Genomic DNA, 19,752 nt, shown 5'->3' with positions numbered 1-19,752 from the left:
CTAAATAATCTCTACTTTAACTAAATTATTAAAAATAAAATATTCTCAACTCGTTTTATATTTTTTAATAATTTCTTTTAAATCATTTTATTTTTTATTATTTGCAAATAAAGTTAAATAACTAAAATCAAAACAACCAAAATAATCTGCAAATATGTTTATTTGACAATAAAAAAGAGTAGTCATTATATAAAAATTGATAAACCCTCTTTGTTCAGTTTTATTTTTAAAACCAATTTTGCTACTATTACTAATTTGTTTAAATTCCTTATAACTTTTATCTATATAATTTATTAATTCATGAAAATTAGTAAAATCAAGCATTTCTTTTAATGCGTTTAAAAAATTATCATTTACATATGGTTCGTATTCATTTTCACATTCATATAAAAAATTGCAAATTTTATCTTGAATAACTAGATATATAAAATTTAAATGTCTCTGAGTTGATTTTTTAGTATATTTATCAGTATTGATAATACCATCTTTTATCTTATACCTTTTAATAATGTCTTCTATTAAATCTGAGCCTATCAAATATTTTTGTTCTGTTATAGTAATTAGATCAAGTAGGTTATCATTATTTGATTTGTATATATCTAATTTATCCAAAAGCTTTTTTAGATTAGCTTTAGGATTGTTCAAAATTTCATTTTTAATATTTTCTAACAGTTCTTTTTCTTTACTAGTAGTGTTTTTATACTCATTTGAACTTTGAAACTCATCAAGTTCAACTAAACTGAAATATTTTAATATATCATATAAACTAATTGATCTAATTTCTTTCATACTAATCCTTAAATAAGATAATTATAGTAATATATTTAAAAAGTTAGACTATAAAAAATAAGCTTAAAAGCTTATTTTTTGATTCTAATATGTAAATAAAATATTATTAAAATTTAAATAATTTATCTTCTTGAGAAAGTTCTAAAACTACATGAGAATTTTTAAATACATCACTAGGAATTTTATCTTTTAACATTGAAATAATTAATTGAGCATTGCTATTTACTAAATAATCGCTAATTAAAGATAATTGATTATCAGACATTAATTCTTTTTTATCATTTAATAAAAAGTGTAAACAATCAATATTAAAATGATCAGCAAATTGTATATAAGCAAGATCATAACAAATAATCTCACCTTGTTTTTTACCAGAGCTATTATTTAATACAGCTAAACTAAATTGATAAATAGGTTTATTTTTTTCATTTTTTTTGTTAACTGATATTGAATATCATTCTTTATATAAAAGCTGAGACATTTTTACAAAATAAGTATTAAAAGCTTTAACTCTATTTTTTACTTGTTCTTCAAACTCTTCTGAATATAGTTCATTAGTTAGTGTTTTAATTTTTTGTTCTAAATCTAAAATAAGTTTTTCAGAGTCATTAATCTGATTTAACTTAGTTTCAAATTCTCCTTTTTGATAATGTTTTTCATTTAATTGACCAATAATTTTATCTAATTCTTTAAACGTATCATCTTTTGAAAGTTTAACACTTAATTCTTTTTCTACTTTTAATAAATCATTTAGTTGATTTTGAAAAGTTACTAGTTTTTGAATAACATCTGGTAGTTCTTTATTAGCAAAAGCGATTTTTTCATCTAGCATTTTATTATGAAAATCAACTAGCTGATCAAAAGTTTTATGTAATTTTGGAATAAATAAATTAGTTTGATTAAAAATTAATTCTAATTGTTTTAGATCAACAGAATTTCTATTAGAATTCATTTTTTCTACAAATTCATTAATAGTATTTTTTCTGATTTCTAATAAAGCAATTTTACTTGAAACAACAGAAATTTGATGTTTAATTTCATTAAAAGAATCTAAATTTTCTTTAAAATCTTCATTGATATTTAGTGTTTCTTTTTTCTTATTTAACTCATTAATTTCTTTTTTAATTATTTCTAAAGTTTGTTCAAGGATTTCTTTATTTAGATTGTTTGATAATAGTTTTTTTAAATGATCATATTCTAGTTTTAACTGTTCTTGAAGATTTAAAACTTCTTCTGATTTTAAAAAACTAAATCCAAATAAAAATAAATTTAAAATTTCATACTGAGAATCTTTTGCATTTGGAAGAGTTTTTAAAGTATTATTAATACTTTGATCATTATATCTTAAGTTATGAGAAATAATTTGTCTAAATGAAGGTTTTTTTGATTTGTGTTTTGGGAAAATAATATTTAATAATTCTTTTGTTAATTCTTTTCTGTTTTTAAGATCTTTATTATTAACTCTAATTATTTGTTCTTTTTGTTTTAAAAAATTTCTTTGAATAACTATTTTTTTAGAAAATGGATTATCTATATTTTCAATTAATTCTAGTGTAATTAGAACTTTATTATCTACTAAAAAGTCTTTAACAGGATCATTTATATCTTTACTTTCATTTGTTTTATAAATATCTTTAGAATCACCAGCTAAACAAAAACTAATTAGTTTTAATACTGTAGTTTTTCCTATGTTATTACCAGTTTTAGTTAAATCATCACTAGAAGTGTTATCAACAATTAAATTTAAACCTTTTTTAAATTCTAAATTTCTTATAATCTCGTTTTGTTTAGAAATTTTTAAACTTTTTATAAACATAAATGAACTACTCCTTGATCATTTATATCAATTTTGTCAGTTAAATATAATCAATCTAAAGATAATAAAAAAAGATTAAAAGGAATATTATCTATTTTTTTTATATTAGCATACAAATCAACCATATCTAGATTATTTTGTTCATACAACACTTTTAAAACTAAAGATGCATTATAATAAACAGTTAATTTTGGTTGAACATTATCTGGTATTAACATAATTAAACAATCTCCATTCCCTTAAATATCTTACATCTCATAAAAGCATCTACTAATATTATATCAATGTATAATGATAGACTTTCAATCTCTAAAACTTTTAAATTTGTGCTATTTTTTATAAAAGATATTAACTCATTTTTACAGTTATTATAAATTTCATCTGAAGTGTACTTATTTTGCACATCTTGATCTTGATATATTTGTCTAATGTTTTGTAAAACTGCAAAACTTTTATTATTAGCTTGTTTATCAAATTGATCATAAATACTAGTAATTATTGAACTAAATACTCAATATTCATTTATTGTATCTTTAGTTCTTTTAAAATCATTATTATTTATTTTGTCTTGTATTTTAAAAACTATAGGTTCAGGAATACTAACTTTAGTTTTTCGTAAATTAATTTTTGATAATTCATTAATAATATCAGCAAGTATTGAAACACTAAAGTTTTTATATTGCATAAGAGAATTATCATTTAGTTCTTTATCTAAAAGGTTTGATAATTTTTCTAATTTATCAAGTTTTAAGAATGAAATTTTATTAGAAAGAATTTCAAAATCAATTAAATCATTTTTTAAATCAAAAATCAGATTATAAGGATTAATAATATTTCAATTATTTTTAGTATTTTTAATAAGTGATAAAAACTTAAAATTGTAACCTTGATAATCTTTATATATTTCTTTATTTAAAGAACTTTGTAATTTTTCTTTTGTAAAGGTTGTTGAAACTTGAATTAAAATCTTATTTTTATAATCAATTAAATCAAAACCAGACATATTATTTTGAATTGAATTTGCATTTATTAAAGACCAATCATAAATGATATTAAGAATTTCTGCTAAAACATTTTCAGCAATTTTATTAATATCATAAAGATTAGCACTATTTAACGCTTTTATTTCATCTTGTATTTTTTGTAATTTAATAATTATGTTGTCAATGTAATTTTTTGTTTGCATCTAACAACTCCTATAAAAATTTTTATTTTAAAGTTAAAAAATATTATTACTATATTAATTATTTTAATAAAATACAAAATAAAAAAATAGTTAGAACATGTTAATATAACAAATTCTAACCATTTTACATCTTTTTAACTATGATTAGTAGATTATTCAAAATATTAGTTTAGGTTCTCATAACTAAGCTTTATTAATTGACCCTATAATTTCAAGCTTATCTTTAATTACTTTTTTCATTTCATCAATTGCAAAACGATTAAATTTTCTAGCATCATAATCATTTGGATTATCCTTAAATCATTGTTTTAAACTATTAGCATAAGCTAGTTTTAAATCAGTTCCAATGTTTATTTTACAAATACCAGCTTTTATTGCTTTTTTTAAATCATTTTCACATAGACCACTTGAACCGTGTAAAACTAAAGGTGTATTGATTGCATTTCTTATTTGTTTTATACGATCAAAATTCAAATTAGGTGAGCTTTTAAAAACTCCATGGTTTGTTCCAATTGCTATTGCTAAAGCATCAACTTTTGTTAGTTCATTAAACTTAATAGCATCATCAACACTAGTATATCTATTTATGTTTGAATCCATATCATCTTCTTTACCACCAACATGACCAATTTCAGATTCAACTTCTACATTTTTAGATCTAGCATACTTAACTATTTCTATAGTCTTATTTACATTAGTATTAAAATCATCTAACGAAGCATCTAACATAACTGATGAAAAGTTATTATCACAAGCTCATTTAATTAAATCCATATCATAACCGTGATCTCAATGTAAGACTATAGGAACTTTAGCATTATTAATAATCGCATTACTACTAGCAATAACTATTTCTTTTCCTATATATTTAGCAGCAGATTGTGTAACCATTGCAATTATTGGTGAGTTTAACTCTTCAGCTGATTCAACTATTGCTTTTAACATTTCAATATTATCAAAATTAAAAGCACCAATTGCATAACCGTTATTTCTAGCTTTTAATAATTGTTCTTTTAAACTAGCTTTCATAATAATCCTTTAAAATAATTTATTTAATAATAAATTATAAAAATCGTTTTAATAAAGTAATAATTTTGTTTAATTAAGATAAAGATATAACAAAAAAAGTAATTTATATCTATTAAAATTTTACAATATCTTTTAAATTATTTTAAACTTTTTTAAACTTTTTTAAAATAGACTATAAAATAAAAGTAAGGAGCAAGAACAATGTTAAAAGATGAAAGAAGACAAAAAATTCTAGAAATTGTAAATGAAAAAGACTTTGTTACTAATAAACAACTTTCAAAACTACTGTCTTCTACTATTCAAACTATTATTAACGATATTTCAGAACTAGATAAAGAACAAAAACTTTATAAAGTGTATGGTGGAGCCAAATCTATACATCCACAAACAAAACGTTATGAATTATTTGATGAAGAAAAACAACATATAAATATTAATACAAAAGATCTTATTGCAAAAAAAGCTAGTGAATATGTTAGTGATGGTGATCTAATTTTTTTAGATACTGGAACAACAACAAAACAAATGATAAAGTATTTAATTAATAAAAAGATAATTGTTGTAACTAACGGATATTCAATAGCTTTAGAATTAATTGAACAAGATATAGAAGTAATTTTATTAGGTGGATCTATTAATCCTTCTACTCATGCAACAATTGGAGAACTTGCTCTGAAAAACTTAGATAATTTTTACTTTGATAAGGTTTTTATAGGAATGAATAATTTATCATCACAACATTTTTATACAACTAATATTAAAGAAGCATTAATAAAAGAAAAAGCTATTAAAAATTCTGATAAATCTTTTATATTAATGGATTCTTCTAAATTTGGGAATAAAAATGTAATTAAAGTAGATGTTTTAAAAGAAACTATTTTAATAAGTGATAAGCATACAGATGAATATAAAGGACTAATTATAAACCTTGAATAAAAGGATCTTTATGACAAAACAACAAAAACAACTAACATTAATTAATGAAATTTTTGAAAATGTTGGTGGTAAACAAAATATTAAAGATGTTTATAATTGCGCAACAAGATTAAGACTAACACTTTATGATCAAAATTTGATTCAATTAGATAATCTAAAAACTTTAAAAGGAACTCAGGGTTGTTTAATTTCTAGTGGTGAATTACAAATAATTATAGGTTCAGAAGTTAGTCAAATAACTAATCTTTTAAAAGAACAATTACAAGTTAATTTAGATGCAAATAAAGGATTTGAAATTAAAAATTCATTAGATACAAATAATAAAAAAATAGGTATTACTAAAAGATTTATTAAATCAATTTCAGCTATATTTGGTCCATTAATTCCTTTTTTAATTGGATTTGGATTAATTATGGCTTTACAACAAATTTTAATTAGGATTGGTTGGGTTCATGCAATTAATTCAAATTCTATTTTTCAAAAAGACTATAATGTTTTTGATTTAGTCTTAAATACAATAGCTAATTCAGGATTTAAATTATTGGGAGTAATGGTGATTTGATCAACAACTAGATATTTAAAAGGAAATACTGCTATTGCCATTGCTTTAGGGTTAATTATGATTTCACCAATTATTCCAGAGCAAGGAGTGCATTTATTAAATATAGGTTCTTGAGAAATTGTTATAAAACCATTTTATTCAACAATTTTGGTATTTATTTTTACTGGAATAGTAATTTCTTATTTTCAAAAATTAATGAATAAGTATCTTCATTCAGTTGCTAACTTTATTTTAAATCCACTTTTATCACTACTAATTGGTGGATTATTAGCATTTTTTGTTATTGGCCCAATAATGTCAGTTATTGAATCATATGTATTAAAAGCATTTAATTGATTTGTAACTTTACCATATGGAATAAGTGGTTTAATTATTGGTTTAACTTGACAACCACTAGTTGTTTTAGGAGTTCATAACGTACTATTTTTTACAGCTGTTGCTGATCTAACAACAACTAATAATCCTTCAATATTTTTAGCAGCTGCATTCGCTGCAGCTTGAGCTCAAATGGGAGCAACTATTGCAGTTGCAATTAAATCTAAAAAAAGTGTAGATAAATCAGCAGCCATTGCTGCAGCATTACCTGGAATAATTTCAGGGCCTACTGAATCTTGTATTTATGCAATTAACTTGCCAAGATTTAAACCATTTATTTTAGGAACTATTGCAGGTGGAATTGGTGGTTGATTAATTTCTATATTCAATGTTGGATTAAATAATTTAGCTGGTTTGGGAGGAATCGTTGGATTTTTAGCTTATACTGATAAGCTTGTACTAGCTATTATAATAGATTTAGCTTCATTTATTTTAGGTATTTTAATTACTTATTTATTTTGAAGTGAACAACAAGCAGAAGAACTATTATTTAAAAATATTACTAAAGAGTTAAAAATTAAAACTGGTCATTATAATTCTAAATTACAAACTATTCTATTAAAATTAAAAATTAAAAAACAAGTTGTAAATAATCAAAAAGAAGTTGAAATAACGCAAATTTATAATAATATAGATCTACTATATAAAGATATTAAAAAATTCTCTAAACAAACTATTAAATATGAAAAACTAGTTGAAAAATTAAAAAAATTAGAAGATAAAAATAACATAACTAGTAAAATTAAAAGTGTTATTTTAGCTAAAAAACTTTCTGAACATAAACTTAAATTAGAAAATCAAATTAAAAATCAAAAAGAGATAATCATTAAAAATTCTCAAACAAATTTTAAAAAAATTAGTGATTTTATTAATCAATTAGAAAAATTAACTAATAATAATTTAGAAAGTTTTAAAACTAAGTATTATAATGCAATTAATAGAATAGTTATTGATTATAACTTAATTACAAATTAATTAGAAAGAATAAAAATGCATAATAAAATTTATATCGTTTCTTTAAGTCCATCAATTGATTATATTTTAAAATTTAATAACTTTATTAAAAATAAAACTAACAGACCAACTGATCAATATATGTATGCAGCAGGTAAAGCAATACATATATCTATGCTATTAAATAGATTAAATATAGATAATGAATTATTAGTATTTACTAATGGTAGTTTTGAAACATTTTTTTATAATGATTTAAAAAAAGAAAATATTAAATATAAACAATTTAAAGCAAATGGTGATATTAGAATTAATCTTAAAATAATTGATGATAGTCAAACAGAATCAAGTAGCTATGCTCCAGAAATTAATATTAGTGAACTTGATAAATTAAAAACTTATTTAAATGAGGTTTTAAAAAAAGATGATGTTTTAATATTAACAGGAAGTTTACCAGTTAATACTGATACAAATATTTATGCTCAACTAGTAGAATTAGCTAATTTAAAAAAAACTTATAGTGTTGTTGATTCATTTAAAGAACCTTTATTAAAAGCAGTTGATAAAAAGCCTTTTTTAATAAAACCTAATAAAGACGAACTAGAACTAACTTTTAATAAAGAGTTAAAAACTGATCAAGATATTATTAATAATGCAAAAATTTTATTAAACAAAGGTTGTAAAAATGTTTTAGTTTCTTTAGGAAAAAATGGTGCAATTTTAATTACTGATACAAAAGTTTATAAAGCTAGTTTACCAACTTGAGATTATAAAGTAGAAAATGTTGCTGGAGCTGGTGATAGTATGATAAGTGGTTTTATAACTAAATATCTACAAACAAATGATTATGTTCAAGCTTTAAAGTTTTCTTTAATTTGTGGAAGTGCAACTGCTTTTAGTCCTAAAATAGCTTCAAAAGAACTAATTGATGAACTATCTATTTATTTAGATAAAATAGAAGTTAAAGAAATAGAATAATAAATAAAAAGAGGCTATAAGCCTCTTTTATTATGTTGTGTTTAAGATAATATTCAAAGTTTTAGATATATATTAGATTTTTGATTTTTATTGTATGTTAGTAGTACTTATATAATAAAAAAATAGTTTATAATTTGAAAATAGACTATTTTAAGAAATTGCTATATCAATCATTATATCTTTTTATTCTTCTTTTTACTTTAAAAGCTTTATACGATAGTTCTAACATTCTCATTATTTCTAATTCATCTATTGCATCTAACAATGCATTATGTCTTTCTATATAAAGTCAATCTCCAGATAATTCTTTATATATGTTTTGAACACCATAGTTTTTTCTTAGTGCACCATCAACATTAATATCTGCACTTTTTGAAAGAGAATCGTTTAAATGTATATTTTTAGCTATTACTGATATATCATAGTAATTAAAATCTTTATGCAATTCAGTTAGAATGTTGTAATCAAATTTTGTATATGAAAATCAATCCTTTACATTATAACTATTTAAAAATTCTATTAATTTTTCAATAGCTTGTTCGTAAACTTCAACATAATTCATAATACAAATTGATGATGAAATATCAACAAAATTATTAAACATACCTTCATCTTTTAAATTATTTTCAATAATTCAATAGTTCTTATCAATTATTGAAAAATCTATGCTATTTGCTATAACAACTCCAATTGAAATTACATTTCTTAATTTGTTAGTTTCTATATCTATAACAGCAAAATTTTGTTGCACTTCTTCATCAGTCTCATCTTCTGGCAATGGCAAATATTTAAGTGAGTACTCAAGTTTTTTAGCTTCTCACTCTTCATTACTAAATTTGGGATGTAAATTACTTGTAAATTTTAGATTTGCTTTTTCTGCAAAATAATCGAATTTTCTAACTTTTTCTACATTTCAATTGCTCAAATTTTTTTTAAAACTTTCTGCTTCATAAAACATATAAGACATATCTTCAACTTTTGAAACATTTCAATTTGAAATGTCCTTATTAAATTTGCTTGCCCCAGAAAACATATACGACATATTTTTAACTTTGGAAACATTTCAGTTTGAAATGTCTTGGTTGAATGATTTAGCACTACAAAACATATATGCCATCTTAGTTACACGAGACGTATCTAAAATTAGAGGTTTATTTAATTTTTCACAACCGCAAAACATTTTAGTCATATTTGTAACAGCACTACAATTTAATACTAATTTTTGATTAAAATTAAGAGCAGCTAAGAACATATAACTCATTTTTTTAACATTTGATACATCTCAGTTTGAAATATCTTGATTAAATTTTTCAGCGTTTCAAAACATTTGTTCCATATTAATTACATTTGAAGTATTAAAAAGCAATGGTTTGTTGAAATTTACTGCTCAAGAAAACATACCAGACATATTGGTTACATTTGAAGTGTCGAAACACAAAGATTTATTAAATGCTTCTGCTCCAGAAAACATATGCGACATATTAGTTACACTTGATGTATTTCAGTTTGAAATGTCTTGATTAAATGCTTTTGCTCCAGAAAACATATGCGACATATTAGTTACACTTGATGTATTTCAGTTAGAAATGTCTTGATTAAATGCTTTTGCTCCAGAAAACATATAAGACATATTAGTTACACTTGATGTATTTCAGTTTGAAATATTCTTATTAAATTTTCTTGTTCCAGAAAACATACCAGCCATATTGGTTACATTTGAAGTGTCTCAGTTTGAAATGTCTTGATTAAAATTTTCTGCTCCTTTGAACATTTCTATCATATTAGTTACTTTTGACACATTTCAAGTGGTTAATTTCTTATTAAACTTCATTTGCATGCGGTCTTTGTTAAAAAAATCTTCAACATCTATGTAATTTGAAAAAGTAAAACTCATATCTGTTACATTTGAGGTGTCTCAGTTTGAAATGTCTTGATTAAAGCTTAAAGCACACTTGAACATAGCTTTCATTGATTTAACATTTTTTGTATTTCAAGCAGTATATATACCATTCTCAGACTTAATATTTTTTGTTTTTATAGACTGGTTAAAAAACTTTGCTTTTAAAAACATTTCACTCATATCTGTTACATTTGAGGTGTCTCATTTATCTAATCCAATAATTTTTATATTTGTATTTGACTCAAAAGCACCTTTTAAACTTGTTATTTCTTTAGGCAATATTGATGGTACTTTTTTACATTTACATAAAAAGGCTCAATTTGTATCTCGTTTTGTTCATTTAAAAAATAACCTATTTGTAAACATTCGGTGCGTTCTTTATTATAAATTGCTTTTTTCCTTGTCATATATTATTGCTACTTTCTTTATATTGTAATGTTAGAATTATTCAATATTTAATCTTTTTGTTATTGTTTTACATACCTGTTTTTTAAATTCTTCTACATCTTTTATAGCAATTTGATAAGAAGTATTATTTTTTACATTTCACAAAATTCCTTTAGGTATTTTTAAAGCCAACATATAAGAAGCAGTTTGTAAAAAATGTGCTCTTTTTAGTTCGTTAACAAACTTTAACTCATACACTGTATTATCTTTTATAACATCAGCAAAACCAATTATATCGATTGTAATACCATTCTTATATTTCCCTAAAACTGAATAACATAGTTCTTGAATTTGTTCTTGCTTTTTAAAAACTGTAGATAATCTATCATGAATTGCTTTTTCTTCTTCAATACTAATAAAAGGTGTTTTAACTTGGTTAATATATCTTATTTGACCGGTATCAAGATAAGTAAAATATAAAATTAAATCATCTATTTTATTTCTTTTCTTTATAAATTTTTTGAACTCCTTCATAGCAAAAGCTTGTGTGTTTCTATCTGTTGAAATGAATTGTTCAATTTCTTGCTTAATATCATACTTTTTAAAGTATGAAGCTTCTTGGTATATACCAATACAAGGAGATATATCTATAAGACCATCATTAGATTTAATTTTGATTTTGGTTGTATCTTGTGAATAAATTTCTTTAATATCTAGTAGATCTAAACATTCTTCTAAATCTTCATCATATTTATGATCGAACATATCAGAAATTCTATAAGTATCTGCTTCACATTCCAAAAAATCTTTTTTTACATAATATTTACTTTCAATAATATCAGTTCCTTTTAGTAATGAATTGTTTAATTCATCATCGTTTTTGACAAAAATTATTGAGTTTTTGCCTCTACTTGCAGCAACACAGAAAATATTTCTTAAAATATCGTATTTTGTATCTTTTTTATTCAATCTTTGTGTTCAATAAGCAATATCAAAATCAAAAATTACACAAATCGGTTTTTCTAATCCTTTAGAAGAATCAAATGTAGTAAAAATAGCTGATGTTGTTTTTGGTTCAGTTATTTGCTCATCATCTTTTATACTTGCATAAACTGTTTTTTTGTTAAACTTATCAGGGTATTTTTGCTCTAGTTGATTTAATACATAATTAATACTTCCATACCTAGAACCTAAGCATAAGATATTCTTAGGTTCTTGTGTTGATAAAAATTCTATTACTTCATTCTTATTTAAATATGAGATTTTGCATTTATCATTAACACCATTGATTGTCTTATGTCAAATACTACCTAACATATTTGCATGCTCTTTTGGCATTCTAAAAGAATTTGTGAAATATACTTTTTTATAATCTTTTATAAAACTGTCTATAAATTTAGAAACATCAAGTGTAGTATTATCATAAATTTTTTGATCTAAATCACCAACTGCTATTATTTGAATATTAGGGTTTTTTTCTTTAATAATTCACAACATATCACTAATTTCAGTATTTATGTCTTGATACTCATCAAGGATTAAAACATCATATTTATCTATATCTATTTTATGTTCTAAAAATATTTTAACGGCATCTGCTGCTGAAGTTTTAATTCCTCTTTTTTTTAGTTCTCCATAAGCAAAACCGTGATAGTTAGTTACTTTAGTATTTTGAGTTTTGATTTTGCTTTTAGCATCTAGTTTTAGTAATTTATTAAAAGTTAGATATAAAATTTTTAAATTATTTGGTAGAACATCACACAAAACTTGAATAGCAGTAGTTTTTCCACTACCAATACATGCGTCAACTAAAATATTATGTCCTTGTTTAGCAAGCTCAATCATTTGTTTTTGTTCATCAGTAAGATCGTTATAAGTAATTTTATTCATTAGAAACTCGTAAAAAAAGATAAAAAATATTGTAAATTTAATAACAATATTAATTTTATCTTTATTTTAAATATTGTGATGTAACAGTGGATTTTTATCAAAAAATACGATTAACATTTATTTATTTTAATAAATAAAACTAGATTAAGTAGTTTTATAGTTATTATAAGACACTTTAAAATACTTAGGTATAATAAAAAAAGGAAGGGTGTGTATGTTTTTATGGAATTAATTAGTAACTATGTTAGCGTGCCTAATAAGATAAAGAAAAAAGAACTTAACATAAAAGAATTTTATAAAAATAACATACAAATTCTTAAGAATCTTCTAATAGATAGGACAACAAACGAAAATATTATATATGCAACAGATTCATACCGTAATTTAGGTTATAAGTTTAAAACAAAAATATCTTTAGATAACTTATTAAAAGAAAATTTCATAACAATCAGAAATGAAAAAACACACATAGAAAAATTAAAAAGAACAAAAAATAAGGCTGAAGTTTTTACCCCTAGCTTTATTTGTAATAAACAAAATAACCTCATAGATAATGCCTGATTTGGGTATGAAAATGCTTTTAATTTCGAACTTGCTGATGGTTGAAAAGTAAACAATAAAAAAATTAAATTTATTAATGAAAAAACATACTTAGATTACATAAAAGATAAAAGATTAGAAATAACATGTGGAGAAGCGCCTTACTTAGTTAGTAGATATGATACAGTCACTGGAAAAAATATTACAATCAATAGAAGAATTGGACTATTAGATCGTAAATTTAGAATTATTAATGAAAATTACACATCAAAAGAGAATTGAATTGAGTTGAGTCTTTTAGCACTAAAATCAATTTATGGTTATGAGTGACAGGGTGATAATTTGTTCTTAGCTAGACAAAATATTTTATTTTCCTATATTGATTACTATAAGAATCAATTTAATGAAGATGTTGCTGAACCATTATTATATAGGGTGAGTGAAATAATCTCATACAATATATTTCAAATGGATGGTTTAAGATTTGTTATACCAGGTAGTTGTAAAATAACAAAATTAGTTTCACACGATATTTTTGGTGAAGAAAAAATAATAAAAACTCAATGTAATGGTTGTTCAAGACAAAGTAAAAATTTACATGATGGAATATATGTTAAAGTTATGGACTGGAGCAATAATAAGTTTATAGAATTTAGAAACATAAAATAATAAGTGGAGATGGGTGGAGATTGAGTATGGAAAATATTAAGAATAATGATTTTGATTTTGAAACCATTTTTAGTTACAAATTAATTTATGTATTTAGAATTAATGATAAAAAACATAAAGGATGTCTAAAAATAGGTGAAACAAGTCTGAATTATGAAGGTGATAGGAATAATTTATTTATTAATTGTGAAACACTAAACAAAGCAGCTAAAAAAAGAATTGATCAATATACAACAACAGCAGCCATTGATTATGAATTATTGCATACAGAGTTAGCTATAAATAATAAAAATCATGCTTTTAGAGATAGAGATATTCACAGAGTTTTAGAAGCATCTGGTATAAAGAAGAAAAAATTTGATAAGAAAAGTAAAGAATGATATATTGTAGATTTAGAAACTGTTAAAAATGCTATAAAGGCGGTGAAAGAATCACGTAAGGTGCTAGAAAATTGTGAGAAAACAAATGATTTATCCCCTATCATTTTTAGACCAGAACAAAAGAATACTATCGAAGAAACAACAAAAAAATTATCGCCGAACAAATATGATAAAATTTTGTGAAACGCAAAAATGAGATTTGGGAAAACCCTGTGTGCACTAGAAGTTATTAAAAGAAAAGAATTTATCAATACTATCATTATTTCACACAGACCTGTTGTTAAAAGTGGATGGCAAGAGGATTACAATAAAATATTTTATGACAGAAAAGATTTTTTATTTCTAACAAAAGAAAATAAAGATTTATTAGAGGATAATAAATTTAAAAAAATATATTTTGCATCAATACAAGATCTAAGAGGCTCTGAAAAAATTGGGGGGAATTTTAAAAAGAATGATGACGTGTTTAATATGGAATGAGATTTCCTAATAGTTGATGAAGCACATGATGGAACGACAACACAATTAGGAAGAGATGTAATTGATAAAATTAATAAAAGGTATACATTATTACTTTCTGGAACACCTTATGTGTTAATGAATAATATCTCAGAAGAACAAACAATAACTTGAGATTACATAAAGGAACAAGAAGCAAAAAGAAATTGAGAAATTAATAATTTTGGGGATTCTAACCCTTATTCAGATCTTCCTAAATTAAACATTCACATATATGATTTAAAAAATTATTCAGAGATCAAGAGTTTTTTAGATAACGATAAAGCGTTTAGCTTTTCTGAGTTCTTTAGAGTTTGAAGCGGGGACAAAAATAAAGATGATTGTGATGTTGATAAATCATTAATAGGTAAATTTGTGCACGAAAAAGATGTAAATTTTTTTTACATATGCTAACAAATGAAAATAAATCTACTAAATATCCCTTTTCTTCTAAAAAGTACAGAGATACCTTTAGACACTCCCTTTGGGTTTTACCAGGAGTAAAAGAAGCAAGAGCCTTGGAAGAATTGTTAAAAAAACATGAGGTTTTTAGTTCATTTCAAATTGTAAATGTAGCTGGTAATGGGGATGAAGAAATAGATCCGAATGATGCGCTTAATGAGGTTCAAAGCAGAATAACAGAACACCCTGAAAATACATATACAATAACACTAACTTGTGGAAGATTAACAACGGGTGTCTCAGTTCCTGCTTGAACATGTTGTTTAATGTTATCTGGTGGTTATCAAACATCTGCTGCTCAGTATATGCAAACAATCTTTAGAGTTCAAACACCAGCAAGTATTGCTGGAAAAACTAAGGAAAATTGTTATGTATTTGATTTTGCTCCAGATAGAACACTAAAGATGATTGTTGATTCAATAACATTTCTTCATAAAAACAAGAGTACTAACGAACACAGAGAATTAATTACTAAATTTTTAAATTATTGCCCTGTTATTTCTTCTGATAAATCAAGTATGAGAGAATACGATACTAATAAATTAATGCAGGAACTAAAGAAAGTTTATGTTGAAAGAGTCTATCAAAGTGGATTTCAAGATATTAAATTATATGATGAGGCAATGTTAAAAGAAATCAGCAATGATGACTGAAAAAATATTGATGAATTAAGTAAAATAGTAGGTGCTTCAAAAAATAAAAAAAATATTAACCAAGTAGAACTTAACAAACTAGGATTTGACAATCCAGAATTTGATAACAATAAAAAGATAGACCAAAGAAATAAGTTAGGTGATGAAGAAAAGGAAGAAATAACAAGAAAAAATAAATTAATTTCCACATTAAGAGCAGTTTCAATAAGAATACCATTACTTGTCTATGGAATAAATATAAAGGGTGACCAACAAATAACTGTTGACAATTTTCCTGAATTAATGACTGATACAGAAGGTAATGATCCTAATGCATCGTGAAACGAATTTATGCCTAAAGGAGTAACAAAAGATAAATTTAGAGAAATCAAGAAGTTCTATAATCAAGACATTTTTACGGCTTCTTGTAAAAAAATAATAAATACTGTAAGAAACGCAGATAATCTAGATCCAATTGAAAGGGTTAGAGAAATAACTAATCTATTTTCTACATTTAGAAATCCTGATAAGGAAACCGTATTAACTCCTTGAAGAGTTGTTAATATGCATTTAAGTGATACCATAGGTGGTAGCGATTTTTATGATGAAAGACATAAACAATTACTGGTGGAACCTAGATTTGTTAAAATTGAAAAAGTAACAGATGAAGTTTTTTCAGAGAGTTCAAAACTTCTAGAAATTAATTCAAAAACAGGTTTATATCCACTGTACCTAACTTTTTCTCTTTATAAAATAAAATTAGAAAGGGAACATCTAAATAAAGACGAAATATCATTAGAAGAAAAGATAAAAATATGAGATTCAGTAGTTGCTAATAATATTTTTATTATTTGTAAAACACCAATGGCTAAATTAATTACAAAAAGAACCCTTCTAGGTTTTAGAAGAGGAAAAGTGAATATGCACTTTTTTGAAGACCTAATAAAACAATTAAGATTAAAGAAAGATAACTTTATAAATAAAGTAAAAGAACCTAGCTATTGATCACTAGGAGGCAAAGAAAATATGAATTTTAATGTAGTAGTTGGTAATCCACCTTATCAAGAATTAGTAGCCAAAAATAATGGGTCTGTTTCACAAGCTAACCCGGTATACAATCTATTTGTTGAAGCAGCAATTAAATTATCTACTAACTATGTTTCAATGATAACTCCAAGCTTGTGAATGACTGCAGGTACTGGATTAGATTCCTTTAGAAAATATATGCTTGATCAAAACCATATTTCTATTCTTCATGATTATGAAAAATCAGAAAAGTTATTTCCTACTGTTAATATAGCTGGTGGTGTTTCTTATTTCCTTTGAGATAAAAAGACAAAGGGAGAAACAAAAAGCTACTATCATAAAGATGATGGAACAGAGATTTGCCAAATAGTAAATATGAATACGAATGGTGATAATATTTTTATTAGAGATGCAACAAGCAAGTCAATAATTAATAAAGTGGGTTCTCTTGAGCATAATTTTAATTCATTTATGCAATTAGTTTCAACGTATTCACCTTTTTCAAATGGTGTTGTAGGTAATTATAAGGGATTATTTATAAATACACCTAGCAATGACACAGTAAAAATTTACAGAAACCCTATATCTAAAAAAGAAAAATTTGAATATATAAAACGTGAACACATAATAGCAAGACAAGATTGAATAGATAAACACAAGGTATTTGTCTCAAAAGCAGGAGAAATATCCGCAAAATTTAATGGTTTGCCATTTTATGGGGAACCAGGTTCAGTATGTACGGAAACATATTTAGTAGTAGGTCCATTTGATAGTAAACAAATATGTATAAATGTGATAAAGTATATGAATACATCTTTATATAGATTTTTAATCTCTCAAATTAAAAAAACACAAAATGCCGCCAGAGGAGTTTATAAATATGTTCCTATATTTGATTTTGAAACAACAAATGATATAGATTGAAATAAGTCAATTGAAGAAATTGATAAGGACATATTTAAAAAATTTAATTTAACAATTGATGAAATAGATTATGTTTTAAAAACCGTTAAAGCTAAATAATAATAAAATTAATAGGTGTTTTCTACCATATAACCCCCTTTTTCAAAGATTTTAAATCTTGAAAGAGGGGTTTTATGATGCAAAATTACAAATTACAAAATAATAACATATTATAAACAAATGAAATATTGTAATTCAAAAAATGAAATTATATAAATTCAAATTAATTGTCAACTAATAAGTTTTTTAGGATTTACTATCAGTTATATAGGTAGCACTTATTTATTAACTCTATATTTAGTAGATCTACCATCATTTTCTTTAACAACTTTGTTTTCTTCTAATAAATTATTTATTATTTGATTTGCCCTAGTTCTTTTAACATTAGCAACTTTTTCTATATCTTTTCTTGTAAAACTAAAAACACTTTCTATATAATTTAAAATAATTTGATCTTGTGTTTCTTCTTCTTTTTTTTGTAATTCTGTTGTTTCAGCTTCTATACTAGTATTTGTTTTATTACTTGTAATAAGATCATCTTTTTTATAATTTAAATTTCATAAAATTACTTTAAATACTTGATCATTAGACATAAAAACTGGTTTTAAATCATTTGAATAATTAGGCTGACTTGCATATAAATCAATAATTTTACTTAATCCACTACCACGTTTTTCCATATAATTTATTCTTCGAAAAATATTGGCTATAGCTTCATTTCTTCTTCTTGAAACAACAGCTCATGTTGGTGTTTCTTGAATATTTGTTCCATCAAACATTCCACCAGGTGAGATAATTTCAATTCTATTATCATAAATATCAACATCAATTTGTGAACCATCAATTGAATAATCACGATGAATCAAAGCGTTAACTAAAGCTTCTCTAATTGCTAAAAACGGATAATTTGGATAATCAATTCTTTTTTGATCAGTTTTTTTTCACATAACAGAATTATAGTCATTTATAAATTTTTCAGTTTTTTGAAAAATATCTATTAAACTACCTTCAAATTCTTTTGTATTTAAAGTTAAAATTTCAGAATTTAATTTATCATTTCCATTTCATCTTGTAGAATGAATTTTTGAAGATTTTATAAATTTATTATCAGCTAGTAAAGCTCCTGCATTCGTTAAAAAATCATCTTTTACTAAATCAAGAGAAATTAATTGATTAACAGTTTTTGCTTGTTGACCAATTTCATTTAATTTTTGATTTAAGCTTTTAAAGTTTGCTTGTTTTCAATTTATTTTAGTTTTCAATGTATCAAATGACTGTCTAGTTTTTTTAAAAATTAGATTTCTTAACTGATTTGTATTTGCTTTTATACTTTGATTACCAGACCTTATATATGCTACATCAGCTTTTTTAGTTAAATAACGATAAGGTGTTTCTTCACCTTTAATAACTGTTAAAACAATAAATTTTAATCCGTTATGTTCTTCTATTTCACAATAAAATTCTGGATTAGGTTCAATTTTTGTTTTAATAGCTTCGCTAACATCTTCTAAAATAACTTGCGGATTTTCTAGACCTACTATTTGATTATTATCGTTTATACCAATAAAAATTCTTCCACCTTTTGTGTTTGCAAAAGCACTCACAATATGTAATAAATTATCAGGATTCTTTTTATCAAAAGTAACTTTATATTCAACAGTTGTAGTTTCACCACTATGATTAAAATTCATTTTGTTACTCTCCATTATAAATAGTAATTAAAAAATATTACATAGTTATTCTACCACTTTTATACTCTGTTGTGGTAGATTAGTGGTAG

At 23.8% G+C, this 19,752-nt stretch carries 14 protein-coding genes; 6 read left to right on the top strand and 8 right to left on the bottom strand.

The features are described from left to right. Positions 1-87: 87 nt before the first annotated feature. From D500_RS01520 to D500_RS01500, 5 genes are all read right to left on the bottom strand, one after another. On the bottom strand, positions 88-789 hold the full coding sequence (locus D500_RS01520) for a hypothetical protein (RefSeq protein WP_008364076.1): 702 nt from the start codon (positions 787-789) through the stop codon (positions 88-90). A 106-nt stretch (positions 790-895) separates the two neighbouring features. Then, positions 896-2,605, bottom strand: coding sequence for a DUF2326 domain-containing protein (locus D500_RS01515; RefSeq protein ID WP_239759469.1), 1,710 nt, complete (start codon positions 2,603-2,605; stop codon positions 896-898). After that, a complete protein-coding gene (locus D500_RS01510) occupies positions 2,596-2,823 on the bottom strand; it encodes an ABC-three component system middle component 6 (protein WP_008364071.1) in 228 nt (75 codons plus the stop codon). The genes D500_RS01515 and D500_RS01510 overlap by 10 nt, the downstream gene beginning before the upstream one ends. 2 nt (positions 2,824-2,825) lie before the next feature. Beyond that, positions 2,826-3,791: an ABC-three component system protein gene (locus D500_RS01505; RefSeq protein WP_008364068.1), complete on the bottom strand. Its 966-nt coding sequence runs from the start codon at positions 3,789-3,791 to the stop codon at positions 2,826-2,828. 183 nt (positions 3,792-3,974) lie between these two features. Beyond that, a complete protein-coding gene (locus D500_RS01500) occupies positions 3,975-4,820 on the bottom strand; it encodes a class II fructose-bisphosphate aldolase (RefSeq protein WP_239759467.1) in 846 nt (281 codons plus the stop codon). 201 nt (positions 4,821-5,021) lie between these two features. Here D500_RS01500 and D500_RS01495 point away from each other — a divergent pair, with 201 nt between their 5' ends. Genes D500_RS01495 through D500_RS01485 form a run of 3 tightly spaced genes read left to right on the top strand, consistent with a single transcriptional unit; the run spans position 5,022 to position 8,625 of the window. Next, complete coding sequence (locus D500_RS01495; RefSeq protein ID WP_008363319.1) at positions 5,022-5,756, top strand: DeoR/GlpR family DNA-binding transcription regulator; 735 nt, start codon at positions 5,022-5,024, stop codon at positions 5,754-5,756. 10 nt (positions 5,757-5,766) lie between these two features. Continuing rightward, complete coding sequence (locus D500_RS01490; RefSeq protein WP_008363318.1) at positions 5,767-7,668, top strand: PTS transporter subunit EIIC; 1,902 nt, start codon at positions 5,767-5,769, stop codon at positions 7,666-7,668. 15 nt (positions 7,669-7,683) lie between these two features. Beyond that, complete coding sequence (locus D500_RS01485; protein WP_008363316.1) at positions 7,684-8,625, top strand: 1-phosphofructokinase family hexose kinase; 942 nt, start codon at positions 7,684-7,686, stop codon at positions 8,623-8,625. A 145-nt stretch (positions 8,626-8,770) separates the two neighbouring features. On the opposite strand, the gene D500_RS01480 is transcribed toward D500_RS01485, so the two are convergent. Both D500_RS01480 and D500_RS01475 read right to left on the bottom strand, forming a co-directional pair. Continuing rightward, positions 8,771-10,891: a BspA family leucine-rich repeat surface protein gene (locus D500_RS01480; protein WP_008363313.1), complete on the bottom strand. Its 2,121-nt coding sequence runs from the start codon at positions 10,889-10,891 to the stop codon at positions 8,771-8,773. 78 nt (positions 10,892-10,969) lie between these two features. Then, positions 10,970-12,802 (bottom strand): AAA family ATPase, encoded by a 1,833-nt coding sequence (locus tag D500_RS01475; RefSeq protein WP_008363311.1) that lies wholly within the window; start codon positions 12,800-12,802, stop codon positions 10,970-10,972. Positions 12,803-13,024: 222 nt separating this feature from the next. Between D500_RS01475 and D500_RS01470 the strand changes: the two genes are divergently transcribed. The 3 genes from D500_RS01470 (at position 13,025) to D500_RS01460 (ending at position 18,032) form a co-directional block, all read left to right on the top strand. Continuing rightward, complete coding sequence (locus D500_RS01470; protein WP_195886729.1) at positions 13,025-14,011, top strand: restriction endonuclease subunit M; 987 nt, start codon at positions 13,025-13,027, stop codon at positions 14,009-14,011. A gap of 26 nt (positions 14,012-14,037) precedes the next feature. Continuing rightward, complete coding sequence (locus D500_RS01465) at positions 14,038-15,303, top strand: DEAD/DEAH box helicase (protein WP_008363308.1); 1,266 nt, start codon at positions 14,038-14,040, stop codon at positions 15,301-15,303. 314 nt (positions 15,304-15,617) lie between these two features. Then, on the top strand, positions 15,618-18,032 hold the full coding sequence (locus D500_RS01460; protein WP_239759465.1) for an Eco57I restriction-modification methylase domain-containing protein: 2,415 nt from the start codon (positions 15,618-15,620) through the stop codon (positions 18,030-18,032). 218 nt (positions 18,033-18,250) lie between these two features. Here the strand turns inward: D500_RS01460 and D500_RS01455 are convergent, their stop codons facing one another. Then, positions 18,251-19,663, bottom strand: a complete 1,413-nt coding sequence (locus tag D500_RS01455; RefSeq protein WP_008363304.1) for an ATP-binding protein — start codon at positions 19,661-19,663, stop codon at positions 18,251-18,253. Positions 19,664-19,752 lie beyond the last annotated feature (89 nt).

Origin of the sequence: Mycoplasma feriruminatoris (genome assembly GCF_000327395.2) — a bacterium.
GTDB lineage: Bacteria > Bacillota_I > Bacilli_A > Mycoplasmatales > Mycoplasmataceae > Mycoplasma > Mycoplasma feriruminatoris.
This window is presented reverse-complemented; position numbering and strand designations above follow the sequence as displayed.